Annotated in this window: 17 protein-coding genes and 3 tRNA genes; 11 read left to right on the forward strand and 9 right to left on the reverse strand. The window is 40.9% G+C overall.

Going from position 1 to position 19,125, the window contains the following annotated elements:
- Positions 1-214: 214 nt before the first annotated feature.
- From LY11_RS11780 to LY11_RS11795, 4 genes are all read right to left on the reverse strand, one after another.
- A tRNA-Val gene (locus tag LY11_RS11780) sits at positions 215-289 on the reverse strand.
- A 42-nt stretch (positions 290-331) separates the two neighbouring features.
- Positions 332-406: transfer RNA gene (locus LY11_RS11785), tRNA-Val, on the reverse strand.
- Positions 407-510: 104 nt separating this feature from the next.
- Positions 511-1,236 carry a DNA repair protein RecO gene (gene recO / locus LY11_RS11790; protein ID WP_111633902.1) on the reverse strand — a complete coding sequence of 242 codons (726 nt, stop codon included), beginning with the start codon at positions 1,234-1,236 and terminating at the stop codon, positions 511-513.
- A gap of 1 nt (position 1,237) precedes the next feature.
- The gene (locus LY11_RS11795; RefSeq protein ID WP_111633903.1) at positions 1,238-1,585 is read right to left on the reverse strand and encodes a diacylglycerol kinase family protein; all 348 of its coding nucleotides are present in this window, start codon (positions 1,583-1,585) and stop codon (positions 1,238-1,240) included.
- 194 nt (positions 1,586-1,779) lie between these two features.
- Between LY11_RS11795 and LY11_RS11800 the strand changes: the two genes are divergently transcribed.
- From LY11_RS11800 to LY11_RS11815, 4 genes are all read left to right on the forward strand, one after another.
- A complete protein-coding gene (locus tag LY11_RS11800; protein WP_111633904.1) occupies positions 1,780-3,192 on the forward strand; it encodes a sugar MFS transporter in 1,413 nt (470 codons plus the stop codon).
- Positions 3,193-3,339: 147 nt separating this feature from the next.
- Positions 3,340-4,749, forward strand: coding sequence for an alkaline phosphatase (locus LY11_RS11805; protein WP_111633905.1), 1,410 nt, complete (start codon positions 3,340-3,342; stop codon positions 4,747-4,749).
- Between the two features lie 77 nt (positions 4,750-4,826).
- A complete protein-coding gene (gene rlmF, locus LY11_RS11810) occupies positions 4,827-5,774 on the forward strand; it encodes a 23S rRNA (adenine(1618)-N(6))-methyltransferase RlmF (RefSeq protein WP_111633906.1) in 948 nt (315 codons plus the stop codon).
- Positions 5,775-5,796: 22 nt separating this feature from the next.
- Positions 5,797-6,939 (forward strand): putative sensor domain DACNV-containing protein, encoded by a 1,143-nt coding sequence (locus LY11_RS11815; protein WP_111633907.1) that lies wholly within the window; start codon positions 5,797-5,799, stop codon positions 6,937-6,939.
- A gap of 62 nt (positions 6,940-7,001) precedes the next feature.
- On the opposite strand, the gene LY11_RS26695 is transcribed toward LY11_RS11815, so the two are convergent.
- Complete coding sequence (locus tag LY11_RS26695) at positions 7,002-7,160, reverse strand: hypothetical protein (RefSeq protein ID WP_170132675.1); 159 nt, start codon at positions 7,158-7,160, stop codon at positions 7,002-7,004.
- A 338-nt stretch (positions 7,161-7,498) separates the two neighbouring features.
- Between LY11_RS26695 and LY11_RS11820 the strand changes: the two genes are divergently transcribed.
- The 4 genes from LY11_RS11820 (at position 7,499) to LY11_RS11835 (ending at position 10,295) form a co-directional block, all read left to right on the forward strand.
- Entirely contained in the window at positions 7,499-7,738 is a 240-nt protein-coding gene (locus tag LY11_RS11820) for a hypothetical protein (protein ID WP_146610839.1), read from the forward strand.
- 132 nt (positions 7,739-7,870) lie between these two features.
- Complete coding sequence (locus LY11_RS11825; RefSeq protein ID WP_111633909.1) at positions 7,871-8,206, forward strand: PadR family transcriptional regulator; 336 nt, start codon at positions 7,871-7,873, stop codon at positions 8,204-8,206.
- 3 nt (positions 8,207-8,209) lie between these two features.
- Positions 8,210-9,799: a PspC domain-containing protein gene (locus LY11_RS11830; protein ID WP_111633910.1), complete on the forward strand. Its 1,590-nt coding sequence runs from the start codon at positions 8,210-8,212 to the stop codon at positions 9,797-9,799.
- A gap of 67 nt (positions 9,800-9,866) precedes the next feature.
- Positions 9,867-10,295, forward strand: coding sequence for a CBS domain-containing protein (locus tag LY11_RS11835; RefSeq protein ID WP_111633911.1), 429 nt, complete (start codon positions 9,867-9,869; stop codon positions 10,293-10,295).
- A 13-nt stretch (positions 10,296-10,308) separates the two neighbouring features.
- Here the strand turns inward: LY11_RS11835 and LY11_RS11840 are convergent, their stop codons facing one another.
- A complete protein-coding gene (locus tag LY11_RS11840) occupies positions 10,309-13,032 on the reverse strand; it encodes a carboxypeptidase regulatory-like domain-containing protein (protein WP_111633912.1) in 2,724 nt (907 codons plus the stop codon).
- A 200-nt stretch (positions 13,033-13,232) separates the two neighbouring features.
- On the reverse strand, positions 13,233-13,865 hold the full coding sequence (locus tag LY11_RS11845) for an NAD(P)H-dependent oxidoreductase (RefSeq protein ID WP_111633913.1): 633 nt from the start codon (positions 13,863-13,865) through the stop codon (positions 13,233-13,235).
- A 272-nt stretch (positions 13,866-14,137) separates the two neighbouring features.
- Here LY11_RS11845 and LY11_RS11850 point away from each other — a divergent pair, with 272 nt between their 5' ends.
- Both LY11_RS11850 and LY11_RS11855 read left to right on the forward strand, forming a co-directional pair.
- A complete protein-coding gene (locus tag LY11_RS11850) occupies positions 14,138-15,352 on the forward strand; it encodes an OmpP1/FadL family transporter (RefSeq protein ID WP_111633914.1) in 1,215 nt (404 codons plus the stop codon).
- Between the two features lie 20 nt (positions 15,353-15,372).
- Positions 15,373-16,692 carry an SGNH/GDSL hydrolase family protein gene (locus LY11_RS11855; protein ID WP_111634005.1) on the forward strand — a complete coding sequence of 440 codons (1,320 nt, stop codon included), beginning with the start codon at positions 15,373-15,375 and terminating at the stop codon, positions 16,690-16,692.
- Between the two features lie 297 nt (positions 16,693-16,989).
- Here the strand turns inward: LY11_RS11855 and msrA are convergent, their stop codons facing one another.
- The gene (msrA, locus tag LY11_RS11860) at positions 16,990-17,589 is read right to left on the reverse strand and encodes a peptide-methionine (S)-S-oxide reductase MsrA (RefSeq protein ID WP_111633915.1); all 600 of its coding nucleotides are present in this window, start codon (positions 17,587-17,589) and stop codon (positions 16,990-16,992) included.
- A 335-nt stretch (positions 17,590-17,924) separates the two neighbouring features.
- On the opposite strand from msrA, the gene LY11_RS11865 reads away from it, so the two are divergent.
- Positions 17,925-18,887 carry an isopenicillin N synthase family dioxygenase gene (locus tag LY11_RS11865; RefSeq protein WP_111633916.1) on the forward strand — a complete coding sequence of 321 codons (963 nt, stop codon included), beginning with the start codon at positions 17,925-17,927 and terminating at the stop codon, positions 18,885-18,887.
- Between the two features lie 70 nt (positions 18,888-18,957).
- Here LY11_RS11865 and LY11_RS11870 read toward each other — a convergent pair.
- A tRNA-Thr gene (locus LY11_RS11870) sits at positions 18,958-19,030 on the reverse strand.
- Between the last annotated feature and the right edge of the window lie 95 nt (positions 19,031-19,125).

The raw sequence follows: 19,125 nt of genomic DNA on the forward strand, positions 1-19,125 counted from the left end.
GTAATAGACTTATTAGGGTATTGCCAGCTTCACTCAAAATGATAATAGATTGTTGTTCTTTCTACTGCAAAAGAAAGAAATTATTTCCTTCCCCCCAAGAATTCCGCTTGATCCGAATTCCGCTTGATCCTGGATAAGTTTGAAAAATCATCTGGTGCCAAAAATCGATCTTTACGAAAAAAGCCTCTCAGTATTACTGAAAGGCTTTTTGAAGTGGGAGATACTGGGTTCGAACCAGTGACCCCCTGCTTGTAAGGCAGGTGCTCTGAACCAGCTGAGCTAATCTCCCTTTGGTTCTTGCCATGTAACAGCCTGGCGGGCTTTTTATTAGTGGGAGATACTGGGTTCGAACCAGTGACCCCCTGCTTGTAAGGCAGGTGCTCTGAACCAGCTGAGCTAATCTCCCCTTGGTTCTTCCCTCGTCGTTTCTGCTATTTGAATAACCTTCTTCGTTGTTGGGAGTGCAAATATACACCTCTAAACTAAAACTCCAAAACTTTTTTAATATTTTTAAGATAAGATCTCTTCCAATACCTGGTGAGATTTTATTTCCCCAAAAGAAGCCGTATGTAAGGTGTAGTATATCAGTATTTTATCAAGAATGACCCTTCTTGTCGTGTTGTCTATTTTTATTTCATTTAATTTTTCAAAAGGAGTCGTAAACAAAGAAATAAATAATTCTGCTTCCTTTTTTTCCATAAAATAAGGATGAACAGGCGGTAAAGACTTGAATTCACCCTCCTGCAAATCGAAATAACTCTGATCGCTTTTAGTCTCCGTGCTTGGGGCAAAACCTAAAAACCGGGACAACTTCAGCAGAAAAGCAAGGTGAAAATTCGAACCACCCTGATCCGTTTCATCAAACCAGGAAACCGCATTGAAAATATAATCGAAAATATTCTCATCCGCATTCTGCTGACGGATACTTTTATAAAGCACCTCATTCAAAAACATAATGATCGTGCTTTTGATAATATCATAAGGAATAGTCCGGAATACCGGGGAAGGTCTGAGCTCAGAAATCCGCTGGATGCTGGAATTCGTTTTGTGGTAAACAACCATATCCACCAAATGAAGCGCCTGCAACATATTCATCCTGATCTTCGCCTTTGGCTTCTTCACCCCATTCACCATATAAGACTGAATGCCGAATTTGGCAGTAAAGATTTGCACCACTACACTGCTCTCGCTGTATAAAGTCGTTTTTAAAACTATTCCACGCGTTTTGTGGAGCATATCAGGTTAATTTTGGAATAAAAATAATAGCCGCTATAATGACAGAAATGAAAGCCGCAACAATGACAGCTCCCGCAGCAATATCCTTCACTCTTCCGGCCTGAACATTGAAATCTGGCGACACCAGGTCAACCAATAACTCAATTGCCGTGTTTAAAAGTTCGGCAACCAATACAAGTCCTATAGCCAGGACAATCCATAGCCACTCATTGCCAGATAATTGCAAATACCAACCCGCAATTCCAACCAGTACCGTAGCCACCAGGTGAATCTTAAAGTTCATTTGCGTTTTTACCGTATAAGCGATCCCGGATAACGCATATCCAAAACTCTTGATTAATCTTCGCATAGCATCAGCTTATTATCAAACTTATAAAGAAAAACTAATATTTGCCTTTAATACCCTCTTACATCGTTATTTTTACCTAATCAACACAATTAATTATTCAGGAAACAGTTTATTTTCCTTTATTTGCTGATTCGATTTAGGAGATATTCAATCAAGGCCTTTTCGCTTTAACAATTCAGATATTTTAATCAAACATGGAAACCACTACTCCCGTTAAAAAAAATAGTTCTATTATCCCGCTTGTTACAATGACGCTCCTTTTCTTTATGTGGGGATTTATTACCTGTATGAATGATATTTTAATCCCGCACTTAAAAGTGCAGTTTAACTTAAACTTTCAACAATCAATGCTGGTACAGTTCGCCTTTTTTGGCGCTTATTTTATCGGATCATTAATTTACTTCCTGATCTCCTATTTTAACGGCGATCCGGTGAACAAAGTCGGTTATAAAAAAGGAATTATTGCAGGCGTGCTGCTTTCTGCCGTCGGCTGCTGCTTATTCTATCCCGCAGCAACCCTGTCTATCTATGGTGTATTTCTTGCAGCCTTATTTGTACTGGGCTTAGGATTTACAATTTTGCAGATTACTGCCAATGCCTATGTAACCTTGTTAGGGCCAGAAGAAAGTGCTTCCAGTCGTTTAAACCTGACCCAGGCCTTTAACTCTTTCGGAACAACCATTGCCCCGATTCTTGGAGGCCACTTAATATTTACCCTGTTCCTGGAAAAGAACGGTACCGCTTCAGCAGACTCTACCCGTATCCCTTACCTGATTTTCGCGGGTATCCTTGTGGTGCTTGCCCTGGTGATCAGCAGAGTTAAACTTCCATCTTTCAGCAGTGAAGAATCTTCAGAAAGAGGCTTAGGTGCCTTAAAATTCCCACAATTAAAAATGGGGATCTTTGGGATTTTCTGTTACGTAGGTGCCGAAGTAGGTATCGGAAGTTTACTGATTGCCTTTATGGAACAACCAGACGTAACCAACCTCACCGAAGTGGTCAGTAAAAATTATCTTGCCCTGTACTGGGGAGGAGCAATGATCGGAAGGTTCCTGGGCGCGATCTCTTTAAGTGAATTACCGCAAACCAAAAAGTTTATTTATATGGTTCTTGCCGCTGCTGCTGTTTATTTATTAGTTTTCAGTATCGTTGACCTGACCTTTGCGCAAACGAGTTTCTTCATCGTATTTATTGTGTTGAACATTATCGCTTTTATCATCGGTAAATCTGCTCCGGCACGTACACTGGTAATTTTTGCAGCTGTGAACATCGTTTTACTGCTTGTTTCTATTTTCAGCAAAGGCAGTATGGCTTTATATCCTATTTTAGGAATCGGATTGTTTAACTCCATTATGTTCTCCAATATCTATACCCTGTCAATTTCCGGATTAGGAAAATACGTAAGTCAGGGTTCTTCTTTACTGGTTATGGCAATTTTAGGCGGTGCATTATTACCACTGGTTCAAGGCAGTATCGCCGATTCAATGGGCATTCAAACCTCATTTATTCTGCCAGCATTATGTTATTTATATATCCTGATTTTCGGATTGTACTGTGCCAAACGAGGCCATGGGGCAGAAGGCGGTGCCGTCAGAACGAACCATTAATCAACCCATATTTATCAAAAAACCGCCTGTCTTTTACAAAGAGACAGGCGGTTTTTGTTTTATTAACAATATGGTAATGCCAGGTTCAAGTTAAGCGCATACCCGAAGGATACTTTTGTGCGGTTACTAATCGCACACAGCACACACATGAACAGAAGATCACTATTAAAAGGAGGGTTGTTAGCCGGAATAGGCTTGCCCTTTCTATCACCAGCAGATTTGCTGGCTCAATCCAAACCATTCGCTAAAAAGGCTAAGAATATTATTATGCTGGTCAGCGATGGAATGAGTATTGGAACTTTAAACATGGCGGATATTTACGCAAACCGCACCTTTGGTAAAGGCACCAACTGGATACAATTATATAAAGATTCAAAAGTTACCCGTTCGCTGATGGATACTGCCTCTGCGAGCTCACTGGTGACGGATTCTGCAGCCGCAAGCTCTTCCTGGGGCGGAGGGATGCGTGTTAAAAACGGCTCTTTAAACGTAGGCCCCAAAGGAGAAACGCCGCAGCCAATTCTACAGAAATTTAAACAAAGCGGTAAAAAAGTGGGCTGTGTAACTACAGTGCCAATTACTCATGCCACACCCGCAGGATTCTGCGTGAATATAGACAGCCGTGACGGACAAGATGAAATTGCGGAAATGTATCTGAAATTAAAGTTCGATGTGATGCTGGGCGGTGGCGCAGAACACTTTGATGCCAAAAGAAAAGGCGGAAGTATTATTCCTCAATTCCAGGCTCAGGGCTTTAAGGTTGCTCAGAACAGAGCGCAGATGATGAGCCTTAACAACTCAGGCCCGGTACTCGGTATTTTTGCAGCAGATGGCTTACCTTATGAATTAGACCGGAAGAACTCTCCGGAACTGATGAAAAGTACACCTTCATTGGCCGAAATGATGAGCAAAGCTATTTCCCTGATGAAAGACAATCCGAAAGGATTTGCTTTACAAGTGGAAGGTGGAAAAGTAGACTGGGCAGCACACGGCAATGATACAGGAGGTCTGATCTTTGATCAGCTGGCCTTTGATGAAGCGGTCGGTCAGGCAATTGAATTTGCCGAAAAAGACGGAGAGACGCTGGTGATCATCACTACAGATCACGGCAATGCAAATCCAGGTTTATTCTATGGAGACAGCAATAAAGATTTTGACCGGATTCAACATTTCAAACACAGTAACGAGTGGATTTTAAACCAGCTGAACAACGCATCGAGTGAGAAAAATGTCGCTGAATTAATTGAAGCCGGAACAGGTATTGGAATTACCACTGCCGAAGCCAGACAACTACTCGCACACTTCTCTGACATCATTCCCGGCCAGTTATACAATGCCGCAAACCTGCCATTTAACGAACTGGCAAAGATCCAGGGGAAATATACGCTGGTGCAATGGGCAGGAATGAACCATACCGCAGACTACGTAGAACTCACCATGTTTGGCCCCGGAAGTGAATCCTTAAAGCCATTCATTAAAAACTATGAACTGCATAATTTCATGTTAAACGCAGCTGCGCTTTCTTCAGAATTTTTAGCACCTGTGGTCAAATCTTAGCAATTATTTAAGGTTTTCCCGGGGTGAAACCCCCATATCTGTCAATTAACGCTTACCTTTGAGGTAAGCGTTAAATTATGTCCGTTGAAAAACTAGTACTGCATCCCCGAAATCTACACCGTTCAAGGTATGATTTTCCACAATTAATCAACAGTTGTCCGCAACTGGAACAATTTGTCTTTATTAACCCTTACGGTGATCAATCTGTTGATTTTTCAAATCCGGAAGCGGTAAAAACTTTGAATAAAGCCTTATTGATCTATTTTTACGGGTTGTCTGACTGGGATATTCCTGAAAATTATTTATGTCCGCCAATTCCTGGCAGGGCTGATTATATCCATTACCTGGCAGATTTACTGGCCCTGGCTAATGGAAACGAAATCCCTAAAGGAAATTCGGTGAAAGTGCTGGACATCGGAGTTGGTGCAAACTGTGTTTATCCGATTATCGGACACCAGGAATACGGCTGGTCATTTGTTGGCTCAGACGTAGACAAACGTGCGATCAGTTCAGCAGAGAATATTGCGGCAATTAATCCGCCGCTTGCCCATGATCTGACTTTCAGGATGCAAAACTCTCCTGCTGCTATCTTTAAAGGCGTAGTCAAACCCGGAGAACTATTTGATCTTACTTTATGTAATCCGCCTTTTCACGCTTCGGCCGAAGAAGCACAAATGGGCAGTCAGCGTAAAGTGCGTAACCTGGGCAAGCAAAAAGGAAAAGAAGTTGTGCTTAATTTCGGTGGTCAGAGCTCTGAATTGTGGTGTAAGGGTGGTGAGGTAGAGTTTATCAGGAGGATGATTGAAGAAAGCACACAAATCGCTAAACAATGCGCCTGGTTTACTACATTAGTGTCTAAAAGTGCTCATTTATCGACTGTTTATTATGCGCTGGATAAGGCTGGTGTTAAAGGAGTCCGCACGGTAGAAATGGCTCAGGGGCAGAAACAAAGCCGTTTCGTAGCCTGGACTTTTTTATCCGCAGAGGAGCAGGCAGAATGGAGTAAAAAGCGGTGGAAAAAATAATTTAATATCTTAACTTTAAGCCATGATCTATAAACCCACTTATCAGGCAGCTCAAATTATCGCTCCTAAAGTTGAAGCCATTTTTGCTCAGCATCTTGCTGCAGCAAGAGAAAGTGGAGAGGAAGATCTTGCACCTTTGCCTTCAGCAGAGATTGTAGAGGCCATTATTGATGCCACCTTTTGGGCAAGTATCCGAAAGGAAGAAGGTCATTCACCAAAAATATCACTGGCTTTTTTACCACCTGCACAAGGAGGGAGCCCATTGCTCTTTAAAAACCGTTTGCCGCTTAACCCGACTATCTTAACCAAGATTGCACCAGGTGTGGAGCGTCCCGGTATTCATATCGGCGTATGGCAGGAAGATGGTGAGCTTTATATCTGGGGGACGACCACCAGTATCCCTAATTTTTGTTTTGTATTAGACGTTTCTGAACCCGCACTGCTGGTTATCAAACACCGCAGGATCTATGGATTTGGAAAGTTTACCAATATAGCTGTACTCAAAGGCGATCAGATTAAAATTGTGGACGTTAACAGTGCAAGACATCCGGATTGCCCACCCATGTTATTGTCACTGCTGGACCTTACCGCACCTTCTTACTGGAATGATACCGTGAATGTATTGATCCAGCTGGCTGTCTCTATGCGCTCTCATCAGCGTGGAGGAACTTTACTGGTTGTTCCGAATGGAACCAGGAACTGGCTGCAATCGATTATCAAACCAATTCAATACGGGATACAGCCTGCATTTTGCGGATTGTCTAATTTATTGAAACAAGACCGTAAACAAGCGAGCCAGATCTTTTGGCAAACCGTGTTGAAAAGAGAAGTAGAACATCTGGCAGGTTTAACTGCTATAGACGGGGCAACTGTCATTAGTGATGACTATGAACTCCTGGCATTTGGTGCTAAAATAGGACGTGCAAAAGGCAAAGATCTGATTGAAGAATTATCATTTATAGAACCTATTGCCGGTGGCGGAGCGATAGTGATGCACCCTGCAAAAGTAGGAGGTACACGTCACCTTTCTGCTGCGCAATTTATTCAGGATCAGAATGATGCAATTGCGCTGGTTGCTTCTCAGGATGGACATTTTACTATTTATTCCTGGTCACCAGTACAAGAAAGAGTGATGGCACACCGCATAGATACACTACTGTTATAGGCATAAAAAAAGCGTTCATATATATGAACGCTAAAAAATTAATATATTATTTAAATCGTTATTTACGAGAATATAATTGCCCCGGCAATTACGCCAAGGAACAAAAGCAATATGACTATTCTATCCAAAGTCACCCATTGATTTTGGGTCACCGCTTTTTCTTGTTTCTCGCGCTCTGACCTGGCAAAGGCTTGAGTAATCAGATTCAATTTTATCAGCATAACTGGATTATTTAATGATACTTAGCCTAAAACAAAACCTGCGCCAAAAAGCAAAATCATGTTAAAATGTGGATAACTATTTCTTTCTGCTGACATTGGTTTTTTATTTTATAGGCAGGGGATGTTTTTGCCAGATTATAACCGGTACAACGACTGTTGTCTGTACTAATTAACCAACATTTTTTGTCTTTAAATCTTTGGCCTGGATTTAGCCGTATATTTAATTATCAATCTGCCCTTTTATGATCTCGCTACCGGTTATTATTTTTTTTATTGTCTTTTTAATTGGCTGTGCTATCGCCTATCCATATGTATTTAAAGGTATAGACCAACAGACTATGTCAACAGTTGACGTGCTTAAACTTAACGCGATCCTGATCGTTGCAGGCACGGTAGCGACCCTGTGGTATAGCGTCGGCGCAGAAATTATTGTAGCAGGTCTTTACTTCGTAGCCTGCGTGCTGATTGCTATCGCTTCCCGAAGATGGATCTGGCTGGTCGGTGGCGTGATAGGCTTGATCCCTGGCATAATTACCTGGTGGTTTTTCATCAGTAATCTGGCCGGCGGACGCGTTTAAGCTTCCAAATCCTTCTCTTAAATTATTTTTATTAAAATTATTCACCTTTAAATCAGTGTGTTATATATTTTATTGTGTTTTATACAGTACTATGTATTGCATATTACTATATAAAACACATAACTTTGAAATATGATAGCAGAAAATACACAAACGCAAATGCGCAAGGGCATACTGGAATATTGTGTGCTCCTGATTATATCAAGAGGAGAGATCTATGCCTCTGATATCATCGCTGAATTAAAGTCAGCTAAACTACTGGTAGTGGAGGGGACGCTCTATCCACTATTGACGCGGTTAAAAAATAACGGACTACTGAGTTATAACTGGGTAGAGTCAACCTCAGGACCTCCCCGTAAATATTATACACTCACCCCCCTGGGCACTGCCATGCTCGCCCAGCTGGATGGCACCTGGCAAGAGCTATCCTTCGCTATTGAAAAATCTAAGAACCACACTAATCCTTAAACCATGAAGAAGACACTCAACATAAATATTGGCAATTCTATCATTCATATCGAAGAAGATGCCTACGAACTACTGACCACTTACCTGATTGAGGTTAAACAACATTTCGGGAAAAGTGCAGATGACTTTGAAATCGTTTCTGACATTGAGAACCGTATAGCTGAAATGTTTACAGAGATTTTGCACACGCAGCAAAAGCAGGTTATTGAACTGGAAGATGTACAGGTGGTGATTGGTTTAATGGGCTCTGTTAAAGATTTCGAAGAACAGTCTGAGGAAGATCCTGCAGCAGATTATAATAACGCCTACTCTTCGGCATTTGCAGAACGAAAAATCTATAGAGATACCGACGATGCGATGGTTGCTGGTGTTTGTGCCGGATTAAGCCATTACCTTAAAATGGATGTAAGTATTATCCGGATTGTAGCCGCTTTATCGGTGATGTTAGGTGGTTCAGGTTTGATCGCTTACCTGGTTTTATGGATTGCAATTCCTAAAGCAGCTACCAGGGCAGAACGCATGGCCATGAAAGGGGAGGCCGCAAATCTGCAAGGCTTTAAAAGAAGTTTTGAAGAAGAGCTCTCTAATTTAAAAGATAACCTGAAAAACGCAAATGAGCATTTACGCCCTTTTGTCAAACATTCTGGTAACTTCATTACCGAGTTCATCACCATTTTAGGAACCTTTTTACAAGGCTCCGGAAAGATTATTTTTAAGTTTATCGCCATCATCTTATTATTGATTGGTTCTGTACTTTTATTGAGTGATTTCGTGGCGCTGGCTTCGATTCTTGGCATATGGTATTCAGGGGCGATACAGGTATTCCCTTTTAATATCGTCAACGGATCTTATCTGACCATCTTAAGTGTCGCTTCTTTTTTCACGATTGCGATCCCTTTACTGGGTGTGATTTTGCTTTCCATCCGGGTAGCCTTTAATAGCCGCCCTATACACCAGATGTTATCCTACGGACTGCTTTTAACCTGGTTGTGTGCACTTTCTGTTGGTATTTTCTTTAGCGCAAAAATTGGCACTGAATTTAAGGAAGAAGCTAATTTTACACAGACGTTGCCACTGAAGACTTACCCGGTTTATACTTTGGAAATTGATAAAACGATGTTCTTCAGTAAAGAAGACAGTATACAGTACCGCTTAAATTCAACTGATTTTATCGGAAAGATTATTCAGAAAGATCCTCAAAGATCATCTGCTGCGCCCAGAAATGTAACCATCAGAATAGAGAAAAGTGAAGGTAATGTGCCTGTATTGGTGCAAAGCTACAGCTCACAGGGAAGGGATTTTGCAATGGCTTTAAACCATGCAAAGAATATCCGTTATGATTTTGTGCAACAGGATTCCTTACTGAAATTCGGGCCTGAAGTACACCTGAAGAAAAACGAATACTGGAGAGATCAGCATATTGAAGTGGTGGTTAAACTACCTGTAGGTACTAAACTCCGGATTACTAAAAACCTGGAGCGTTACCTGAATAACTATTCTCTTTGGGATTGTGACGAGGAGAATTTTGCAGATGACAAATACCAGGGAGTCATGACAGAGGAAGGATTGAAGTGCCAGATAGAAAAAAAATAGGCGAATAATAAAGAGTTAGCTTCTGAATATTTTTTAGTAAATTTAATTAGCTAACTCTTAACACGTTATGAAAACCGTAAAACAACTACTCAGCACCAAATCAGCACAGATCTTTTCGGTTACGGCAGAAACATCTGTTCTGGACGCTCTAAGCGTAATGATGGAGAAAAACATCAGTGCGCTGCTTATTCTGGAAGGCAGCCAATTGTCAGGAATATTTACTGAAAGAGACTATGCCAGGAAAATCGTTCTTCAGGGAAAAACTTCTGCAGACACCCCTTTAAGTGAAGTCATGACCGCCAGTCCTATTACAGTTGCCCCGCACGACAGTCTGGATCGCTGCATGGAAATTATGACCGATAAGCACATCAGGCACTTACCAGTCTTAGCTGATCATCAGATCATTGGGATGGTTTCGATTGGCGATGTGGTTAAATTCATCATCGAGGACCAAAAGCAGACCATTTCCCAATTAGAAGGTTATATCAACAGCTAATCATCCCAGCTGTTTATTTAACAGTATACCGGTATACATAACGACCCACATTACCATTTGCATCTACGCCCTCAATCACTGCTCTATAGGTTCCTTTACCGTCTGCGTTATAAAATTCAAGTACGGTGTCACCAGTTGCATTGGTTACGATTTTAGGGTTCCAGTAAACCGTGGTTCTTAAATCGTTTCCTGTATAAGAGCTGGTTTGTGTCACGTATTTAGGGGCATAAAAATCTCTTGTTTTTGTATATCCTTTAGGGGTAAACTTAAGCATGTTGCTTTGTGGCATCATTTTCTTTAAGTCTGCAAGACTCATATTTGACTTAGGAGTCTTTTTCGTGTTCACCACTAATACACCATTACAGTTGTAGTTCTTGAAAACAAGACCTAGCTGATCTTTTAAGAAAATCTCTATAGACTCTACATCTGCCGGCTGAATACTGCCCAGGTTGATCGCATCTACTGCATTTCCGTTAATAAATACCTGTACTGGTGTGCTTTTATTGCCCTGCATATAATCGCGGGTAACGAAAAATCTGTCGGTATCAAAGGTAAGTCCCATTGCCATAGATTTAAGGCAGGTTAAGAGGTCATTACAGCCACTCAACCTTTCTCCGTCAATCAGGTGATCTGGCATCATACTTAATCCTGTTAAAGCCGTATAATCTGTGTGACTTGGTTTCTTAACTGTTGCACCTGTAATTTTTACTTCCTTCAGTGTACGCAGATTGCTGTACTGCTTTTTACTGTTATCCAGGTAAGCTGAAAGTGTACTGTCAATATTAATCACTTCAGTAGCCGGGTAGGGATTACTGGTCACTTCAGGAAATGGCGGATTATCCAGAACAATCATCATATTACTTCCTGTTGCATTATATTTTGCATTGATCAGTAACTCTGCGCCATCTTCAAAAACAAGATTAGGGAAAGCGAAAAGACCTGAGTTGGTGGTCAGCGTTTCCGAAGAAAGTGTTCTCCCCGGACTGGTTAAACGTAAAGCTCCTTTTCTGACCGGCATCCCTGTTCTGTCTCTCAAAATACCTGTGATACTCATTCCCTGTTCAGGAAGGTAAGTATTTGCAGGGAACCTGCCAGCCATGATTTCTTTGTAAGAGAAGCGGCGGTAGCCTTGAGTCAGCATTAAAATATCAAGTTCTGCACGTTTTTTCTCATCGTTTTTCACGAAGTAATAGTTTGGACGTTCTACGAAACCCTGCAAATCTGAGGTTAATAATAAAGAACTTAATATCGTAGTTTCTGTCGTCTCATCTACCGGAACTTTCTGCTGATCGGTTACACTAAGGGAGAAATTCCCGACTAAGCGTTGTGTAGAATCTTTAGCAGAAACAGTCATTCTTACTTTTTGTCTCACTTTATAAGCGGGAAGGTCTGATTTTAAAGTCAGGTTCATGGCATTTTTGTGCAGCACGAAGGCTAAACGTTCGCTGATCGGCTCTCCGGTTGCAGAGAAAAGCGTCAGCTGAACAATTCCCGAAGGAAATTTATCTGTCGGTATTTTTGCTGCGGTAACTTGTGTCTGTAATTTGGTTTGCGCGGCATAGTAAACTTGTCCGGCATTTTGAGCGATTAAATAAACACTTTTACCCTGGTTTTGCTGGAAATAAGTGTCGCTGGCTACGATCTTGAAATTGATCATATCTGGGTTAGTGGTATTCGCCTGTACCGAAATTCCTGATTCAACAGGTTTTGGCAGGTCTATTACTTTCTTAGAACCATCGCTGAAAGTTACGGTCGCTTTATAAGTTTTGCCGCCTTCTGCATTCAGGTAAAAAGCGCCCATACCCAGGTGGGTTGAACTAAAAGCGGTGATCTGGTTGCCATCGCTATCGGCAACAGTTCCTTTGACTTCAATCCCCAACCCGTCTTGTTTAATAGCTTTAAAGGCGATTTGTGTGGGTATACCTTTAACCAATTCCCCACCCTCGGGGAAGAACTGAATATCTGTACTTGTTGCTTTTGGTTTGAGCACAAAAGAAGAGTTCAGCACTTCCTGGTTACCCATATTGAGCTCAGTAGTCAGATCACCTTTGGTGATGAATTCATTTTTCTTTGGTGTGATACTTATTTTTAAAACCCCGTTCTGGTCTGTAACTCCTCTGCCTTTACTAACCACCTCGTAATTTGACATGACACTCCAGTTAACTGGTTTATTGGCAAGGATAGCTTTGTCGAGATTCTTAAACTGAATCTGTGCATTGATGACCTGGCTTTTATCGGTTTGTACGTTGTTATAGGTTAAATGGGTAATCAGTTTCTTGTCTATGGCTTCTCCGATCGGAATAGTTTTAGTGAAGAAATAATCCGGGCTGGAATTGAACATCCATACGGTATAGGCTCTCACGTAATAATTGCCTTGTTTGAAGTTCACCATGTCAAGTTCCAGACTTCCGTAAGCTACGCTGTTGGTAACTGGTAGTTTCATTGATTTTACGAGTGAATCCTGGCTGTTGATCACATCTACATAAACTACTTTACTCAGTGGCGAAGGAATGTTCTGTTCAAAAGTAAGGTAGGCTTTGAAGAACATGGTATCCGCAACGCTGTAATATGGTTTATCAAAATGGAGATAGACTTTTTCTACAGGATGCTGTTCAGCAATGATCTTGGATTTATTAAGAATATTGCTGAGCATAACGGTGTCCTGTTGTGCTGATGCCTGGAATCCCAGTGTGAAGCAAAGTATAAATAAGGCAAATGATATTTTAAAGTAGTTCATGAATTGCGGGTGATACAAGATTAATCTCGCTAATATATTGAATTATGCAGGAGCTTCCATAACCTTCGGGAACCTTTAACATATTTTGACATTTCCGCAGGGATAACTTATACCGGGAAACCAGTTTTTTATGCCAAAAAAAGGAGCCTGGTTTCCCGGGCCCCTTTTTAAAAACTGTTTGAATTTAAATAGGTATTATTTTAGTTATATTCGATAACGAATTCCGCTTGTGGCGTACGTACTTTTTTCAGGTTCACTAACCAGTCTTCGCTTTCGCTTCTGTAACCTAATGGTAACAGGGTAACGCTGCGAAGGCCTCTTTGTCTTAAACCTAACAATTCGTCAAGTTCTGCAGGGTTAAATCCTTCCATTGGCGTTGCATCTACTTTTAACAAAGCAGCTTCTGCAAGCGCTACACCAAAACCAATATAAGCTTGTCTTGCAGCATGGTTAAAGTTTACTTCTTCAGTTCTTGTCGTATAGTTTGAGCTTAACTGAATTTCATAGTCTGAAGGTGTTTCATCAGGAAGACCACGTTCTGCATTAGTACGCGCAAAAGCAGCTCTGATGTTTTGTTCTGTATAGTTATCCCATGCTGCAAAAATAAGCAGGTGTGAGGAATCAACTATTTGAGACTGTCCGAAAGCAACGGTCTGGATTTTTGCTTTTAATTCTGGGTTTGTTACCACAATTACTTTAAATGGCTGAAGGCCAGATGAAGTTGGGGCAAGACGTGCAGCTTCAATAATTTGGTCAACCTTAGCTTGTGGGACCTTTTCTCCGTTCATTTTTTTTGTTGCGTACCGCCATTTAAGCGCATCTATTAAGCTCATAATTTTTTATTCTAAGGGTTTTATGTCTGTTATAACATCTAATTAATAACAGTGTTAACAAATGTAGGCATGTTATTTAGGTTTGATATAAAGCGCTGGTGTTTTTACTTTTGTATGATATTGAACTAAATGAACGAAAAGAAATCTCCCTTAAGATTTGGATAAGTTTTGTTTTTTTAGTAAAATCGTTAATTGTTATGCTTGCATAAAATAAATGAGCAATCGAAACTTTTACAGCAACAAGCAAAACGTCAATTTAATACCAACCAAATATGAAAAAGATTTTACTAAGTTTTTTACTGGCGGTACCTATTCTGGGCTACGCGCAATCCTATCAGGTTAACCTTCAGGGACAAAAGCAGACCGCAATGGGCGGTGCAGGTACAGGAGTTGCTTTAGATGAAGCGGCTGTGTTTTTTAACCCTGGTGCGGTGTCTTTCCTTAAAAAGAATGGTGTACAAGCTGGTGGAAGTGCAATTTTCCTGAAAGCAGCCTTCAGGGAGAATGGCTCGAATATTACAGAATATACGAAAGAAAAATTAACGGTAGATCCATCGGTTTATGCGGTGTTTGGTAATCCGAATAACAGGCTTCGTTTTGGTCTGGGTGTTTATGTACCCTTTGGTGGTGCTGTACATTGGGACCCAAACTGGACTGGTAAGTATACAGTGACTTCGTTAGATCTTCAGGCTATTTATGTACAGCCTACTTTGAGTTACAAGATTACGGATCATATTGGTATTGGTGCGGGTTTTGTCTACACCAATGGAAAGGTTGATTTAAAAAGAGGTGTGCCTCTTACTTTAAATGATGGTACATCGGCTACTGCGCAGCTTAAAGGTCATTCTAATGATTTCGGCTGGAATGCGGGTATTTATGTAGAGACAGTATCTGGTGTAACAATCGGTGTAACTCACCGTTCGCAGGTAACTGCCCAGGTAAAAGATGGGGATGCTATTTTTAAGGTTCCCCAGGCATTACAAGATGGTTTCCCGACTAAGTTTAGTGCAAACCTGCCTTTACCTGCAACGTCTTCTATTGGTTTAGGATTTTATCCTTCTTCAAAAACGATCATTGCTGTAGATGCGAACTGGGTTCACTGGAGCAAATACAAAGTGCTGGCTTTTGACTATAACAACAATTCAAGAATTCCAAACACAAGTTCTCCAAGAAATTACCATGATGGGGGAGCGTTACGTATAGGTATTCAGAATATGGCTACTGAGCGTTTAGCTTTAAGGTTAGGTGCTGCGTATGCGTTTACACCTGTTGGAAAAGGTTATGTAACACCAGAGGTTCCGGATGCTAACCGTATCCTGCTAAGTGCGGGTTTAGGTTACAAAGCGTCTGAGCGTTTTAGTATTGATTTGTCTTTCTTGTATGAGAATGTTAAGTCAAGAAATGAAACGAATATTGAAACCAATTTAAGCGGCGATTTCAAAACTGTTGCTTATATCCCTGGCATTGCTTTATCTTATAAATGGTAATCACCTTTCAGCAAAACATTATGAACTCGAAATTTATATTCAGAAGTATTCTTGCAGTAGCTGTTGTGACAGCTGCATCGTGCAAGCCAGAACTAAAAACAATAACCCCCAGTAAAGGGAGTGCAGATTTTTCAAGATATATCGCAGTCGGAAATTCTTTAACTTCAGGTTTCGCTGATGGCGGATTATACCTGGAAGGTCAGCAGAATGCGTTTCCATTAATGATTGGTACGCAGATGCAAACTGTTGGTGGTGGTACTTTCAGCATGCCTTTTTTCAATGCAAACCAGGCGGATGGGTCAGGTTATAAGAAGTTAACGGGCTTTTCGGCTACGGGAGATCCTGTAATTGTAGATGTTCCTGCGCAGGCAGCAATAGGCACGGCAAATGTTCCGGGTTTTGGAACGGTCCCTCTTTTCACAAAGTATACGGGTGATCTGAATAATTATGGGGTACCGGGAATCAGGCTTAACAATATTACGCTTACTTATTATGGAAATTTAAATCCTTATTTTGAGCGTCTGTTGCCGAATACCTCTCCGGCAAATACAACTTCATATCTTAGTTTTGTAACGGCCAAGCCTTTTACTTTTTTCAGTATGTGGTTGGGTAACAATGATGTGTTAGGTTATGCGACTGGGGGGGCTGCTGTTGCAGCAGATTTCCCTACTGATAAAGCGTTGTTTACTCAAATCTATAATGGTGCTGTGACTGCGTTAAAAACTGGTGGTGCTGGTGGTACTGGTGCTAAGGGTGTAGTCGCAACTATTCCTGATGTTTTAAGTACGCCTTATTTCACAACGGTTACTTTAACTGCGATTTTAGCTAAGGTTCATCTTGCTGCACCTACTGTGAACACGATTTATATTAAAACAGGAGCTGGTACAACCAGACCTGCTACGGCACAGGATTACTTTTTACTTCCTTTATCGGCAGCGAATTTAATCGGTACTACGACGAATGCACCGTATCCTTATGGTCTTGATCCGAGAAATCCGGTAGAGAGCAAGTATGTGCTGGATCAGGCAGAAGCTGCTGTGATTGTTGATTATACGAATGCTTACAATGCGACGATTAAGGCTGTTGCAGCGTCAAATGGCCTTGCTTTAGTAGATGCGAATGCGTTGTTTAAGAGTTATGCTGGTGGTAAGATCGTGAATGGTGCGGCTGTTAGTGCGGCGTATATTACTGGAAATCTGTTCTCTTTGGATGGGATACATTTAACGCCGTTTGGTTATGCAATTGTAGCGAATGAGTTTATCAAATCTATCAATACACAGTATGGTGCCAGTATTCCAACTGTTGATGTGACTAAATACAGAGGGGTTAAGTTTCCTTAGTTCCTTTAGTTTATAAAAAACCGGCAATCTTCAAACCAGAAGATTGCCGGTTTTTATTTTATAAGTCCTTAAGGTAAGAAATAACATGACCAGAATTTAGTTGTACTGCAGGAATAAAGTGGTACTACAGGAATAAAGTGGTACTGCAAAGGGACAGCAAAAAAAACAAAGGACCTGTTTTCGTACTGGAATTCATGAAGAATGAATCAGGTACTGAAAACAGGTCCTTTGTTTTTTTTGCTGTTTCAACTGGTTTTTCCAGGGTTGTAAATGCAGTTCTTTATACTTTTATATTTATTAGTGTTTAAGCTTTGCTTTGAATACTTTTTCCAGTTTCTCCAGTTTTGGCAGGATAACCAGTCTGCAATAGGGTTGGTCTGAGTTTTTATTGAAGTAATCCTGGTGGTATCCTTCGGCTTTGTAAAAAGTTTCTGCTTTTGTGATTTCAGTTACTACTGGTTTGCCGTAAGCGTTTGTTTTATTGAGCTGTGCTTTGTAGTGTTCTGCTGCTGCTTTTTGCTCAGGAGTGCTATAGAAGACTACTGAGCGGTATTGTGTGCCGACATCTGCGCCCTGACGGTTTAGGGTTGTTGGGTCATGGCTTTTCCAGAATACTTCCAGGAGGTCATCGTAAGAGATTTTTGCAGGGTCGTAGTTGAATTCAATAACTTCTGCATGCCCGGTTGTGCCGGAACAAACTTCTTCATAGGTTGGGTTAGGGTAGGAGCCTCCTTCAAAACCGGATCTGACTGCGGTTACTCCATCGAGTTTTTGGAAGAGGGCTTCTGAGCACCAGAAGCAGCCCATGCCGAATGTGGCTTTTTGTAGTTTTTTCTGCTGCGCGTCTGCGTTGTTTATGGAGAAAAACAGGAGAACTATGATTGCTAGGTATTTCATTGTGTGTGTGTTTAGAATATAAATTTAATGGATTTATGATTAGAAATACGTGGGGAGGGGGCATGCGGTTTTACATCTGTCCTAAATTGACAGTGTACTGATAAAATGTAGTTTATGGGAAGGATGATTTGATAATTGCGGTTAAAAAACATTAGTTGATAACTATATGTTAATAAGTACAGGATTGGCTGATATTCTTGATTTAAAGAGGGGGTGTTGGTAAATGTTAATAACTTAAATTGTTGTAAATTAGCGGGATGCTGTGGTATAATTCGTATTAGCCGGGTTTATTAACAATTGTTTTATAGTTTTGAATCAAACATTAAAGAAATATTATGTCTACACCTTATATTCCAACCTTAGATCTTGGTTCTTATATTGACGGAACGGAACACGATCGTAAAAAATTTTCTGATGAACTGGGCAGAGCCTTCAATGATTCGGGCTTTGTAACGATTACCAATCATGGCTTAAGCCAGGAATTAATTGATAAGTTATATCAGAATATTCAGGGAGTTTTTCGTTTGCCGGCCGATCAGAAAGCGAAATACGAGAAGCCAGAGCTTGCTGGACAACGTGGTTATACCAGTCCGGGCAAAGAAACTGCTAAGGGTGCTAAAACAGCAGATCTTAAAGAATTCTGGCAAATTGGTCAGACGGTAGTTGATGGTGACCCGATCAAATATGAGTATCCTGATAATGAGTATCTGGAAGAAATTCCAGGATTCAACGAGGTAACGAACGAGGTTTATCAGAAGCTGGAAAGTAATGGTAAACATTTGTTGAGAGCAATCGCTACTTATTTAAGCTTACCTATTGATTATTTTGATCAGCATGTACATAACGGAAATTCTATTTTGAGAGGTATTCATTACTTCCCGATCGAAAATCCTGAAGCATTACCTGATGATGCTGTCCGTGCTGGTGCGCATGAGGATATTAACCTGATTACTTTACTGATCGGCGCTAGTGCTGATGGTTTAGAAGTGTTAACACGCAGTAATGAGTGGTTGCCGATTAAAGCGCATCATTCTGATATTGTAGTGAATGTTGGGGATATGCTGCAGCGTTTAACGAACAATAAGCTTCGTTCTACTACGCATAGAGTGGTTAATCCACCAAGAGAGTTAATGAAGACTTCACGTTTTTCAGTTCCTTTTTTCTTGCACCCGCGTTCTGATATGGATTTGACAAGCCTTGATTCTTGTGTGGATGAAGAGCATCCGAAACAATATTCTGATATGACAGCCGGAGAGTATCTGGATGAGCGTTTGAGGGAAATTGGTTTGAAGAAGTAAGAAGCTTTAACTGAGAAAGTCTTAAGCATAAAAAAGGGTTCATTTTCATGAACCCTTTTTTGTTATTCCGAGCCTTCTATCGGGATCGAACCAATGACCTACTGATTACAAGTCAGTTGCTCTACCAGCTGAGCTAAGAAGGCTTTAATGCCGGTTATTCGCTAACCGGGTGCAATTATAGAAAAATTGATCCTGAATACAAAATCTCTTCTTTAAAAAAATCGGTTTAATTTTATAT

The sequence above is a fragment of the Pedobacter cryoconitis genome (genome assembly GCF_003259615.1).
GTDB lineage: Bacteria > Bacteroidota > Bacteroidia > Sphingobacteriales > Sphingobacteriaceae > Pedobacter > Pedobacter cryoconitis.

Excerpts from the sequence above, each read along its gene's own strand:
- LY11_RS11795 (WP_111633903.1), bottom strand. The coding sequence starts at position 1,585 with ATGCGAAGATTAATCAAGAGTTTTGGATATGCGTTATCCGGGATCGCT.
- LY11_RS11825 (WP_111633909.1), top strand. The coding sequence starts at position 7,871 with ATGATAGCAGAAAATACACAAACGCAAATGCGCAAGGGCATACTGGAA.
- msrA (WP_111633915.1), bottom strand. The coding sequence starts at position 17,589 with ATGAAATACCTAGCAATCATAGTTCTCCTGTTTTTCTCCATAAACAAC.
- LY11_RS11855 (WP_111634005.1), top strand. The coding sequence starts at position 15,373 with ATGAACTCGAAATTTATATTCAGAAGTATTCTTGCAGTAGCTGTTGTG.
- LY11_RS11820 (WP_146610839.1), top strand. The coding sequence starts at position 7,499 with ATGTCAACAGTTGACGTGCTTAAACTTAACGCGATCCTGATCGTTGCA.
- LY11_RS11865 (WP_111633916.1), top strand. The coding sequence starts at position 17,925 with ATGTCTACACCTTATATTCCAACCTTAGATCTTGGTTCTTATATTGAC.
- LY11_RS11830 (WP_111633910.1), top strand. The coding sequence starts at position 8,210 with ATGAAGAAGACACTCAACATAAATATTGGCAATTCTATCATTCATATC.
- rlmF (WP_111633906.1), top strand. The coding sequence starts at position 4,827 with ATGTCCGTTGAAAAACTAGTACTGCATCCCCGAAATCTACACCGTTCA.
- LY11_RS11815 (WP_111633907.1), top strand. The coding sequence starts at position 5,797 with ATGATCTATAAACCCACTTATCAGGCAGCTCAAATTATCGCTCCTAAA.
- LY11_RS11845 (WP_111633913.1), bottom strand. The coding sequence starts at position 13,865 with ATGAGCTTAATAGATGCGCTTAAATGGCGGTACGCAACAAAAAAAATG.
- LY11_RS11850 (WP_111633914.1), top strand. The coding sequence starts at position 14,138 with ATGAAAAAGATTTTACTAAGTTTTTTACTGGCGGTACCTATTCTGGGC.
- recO (WP_111633902.1), bottom strand. The coding sequence starts at position 1,236 with ATGCTCCACAAAACGCGTGGAATAGTTTTAAAAACGACTTTATACAGC.
- LY11_RS11805 (WP_111633905.1), top strand. The coding sequence starts at position 3,340 with ATGAACAGAAGATCACTATTAAAAGGAGGGTTGTTAGCCGGAATAGGC.
- LY11_RS26695 (WP_170132675.1), bottom strand. The coding sequence starts at position 7,160 with ATGCTGATAAAATTGAATCTGATTACTCAAGCCTTTGCCAGGTCAGAG.
- LY11_RS11835 (WP_111633911.1), top strand. The coding sequence starts at position 9,867 with ATGAAAACCGTAAAACAACTACTCAGCACCAAATCAGCACAGATCTTT.
- LY11_RS11800 (WP_111633904.1), top strand. The coding sequence starts at position 1,780 with ATGGAAACCACTACTCCCGTTAAAAAAAATAGTTCTATTATCCCGCTT.
- LY11_RS11840 (WP_111633912.1), bottom strand. The coding sequence starts at position 13,032 with ATGAACTACTTTAAAATATCATTTGCCTTATTTATACTTTGCTTCACA.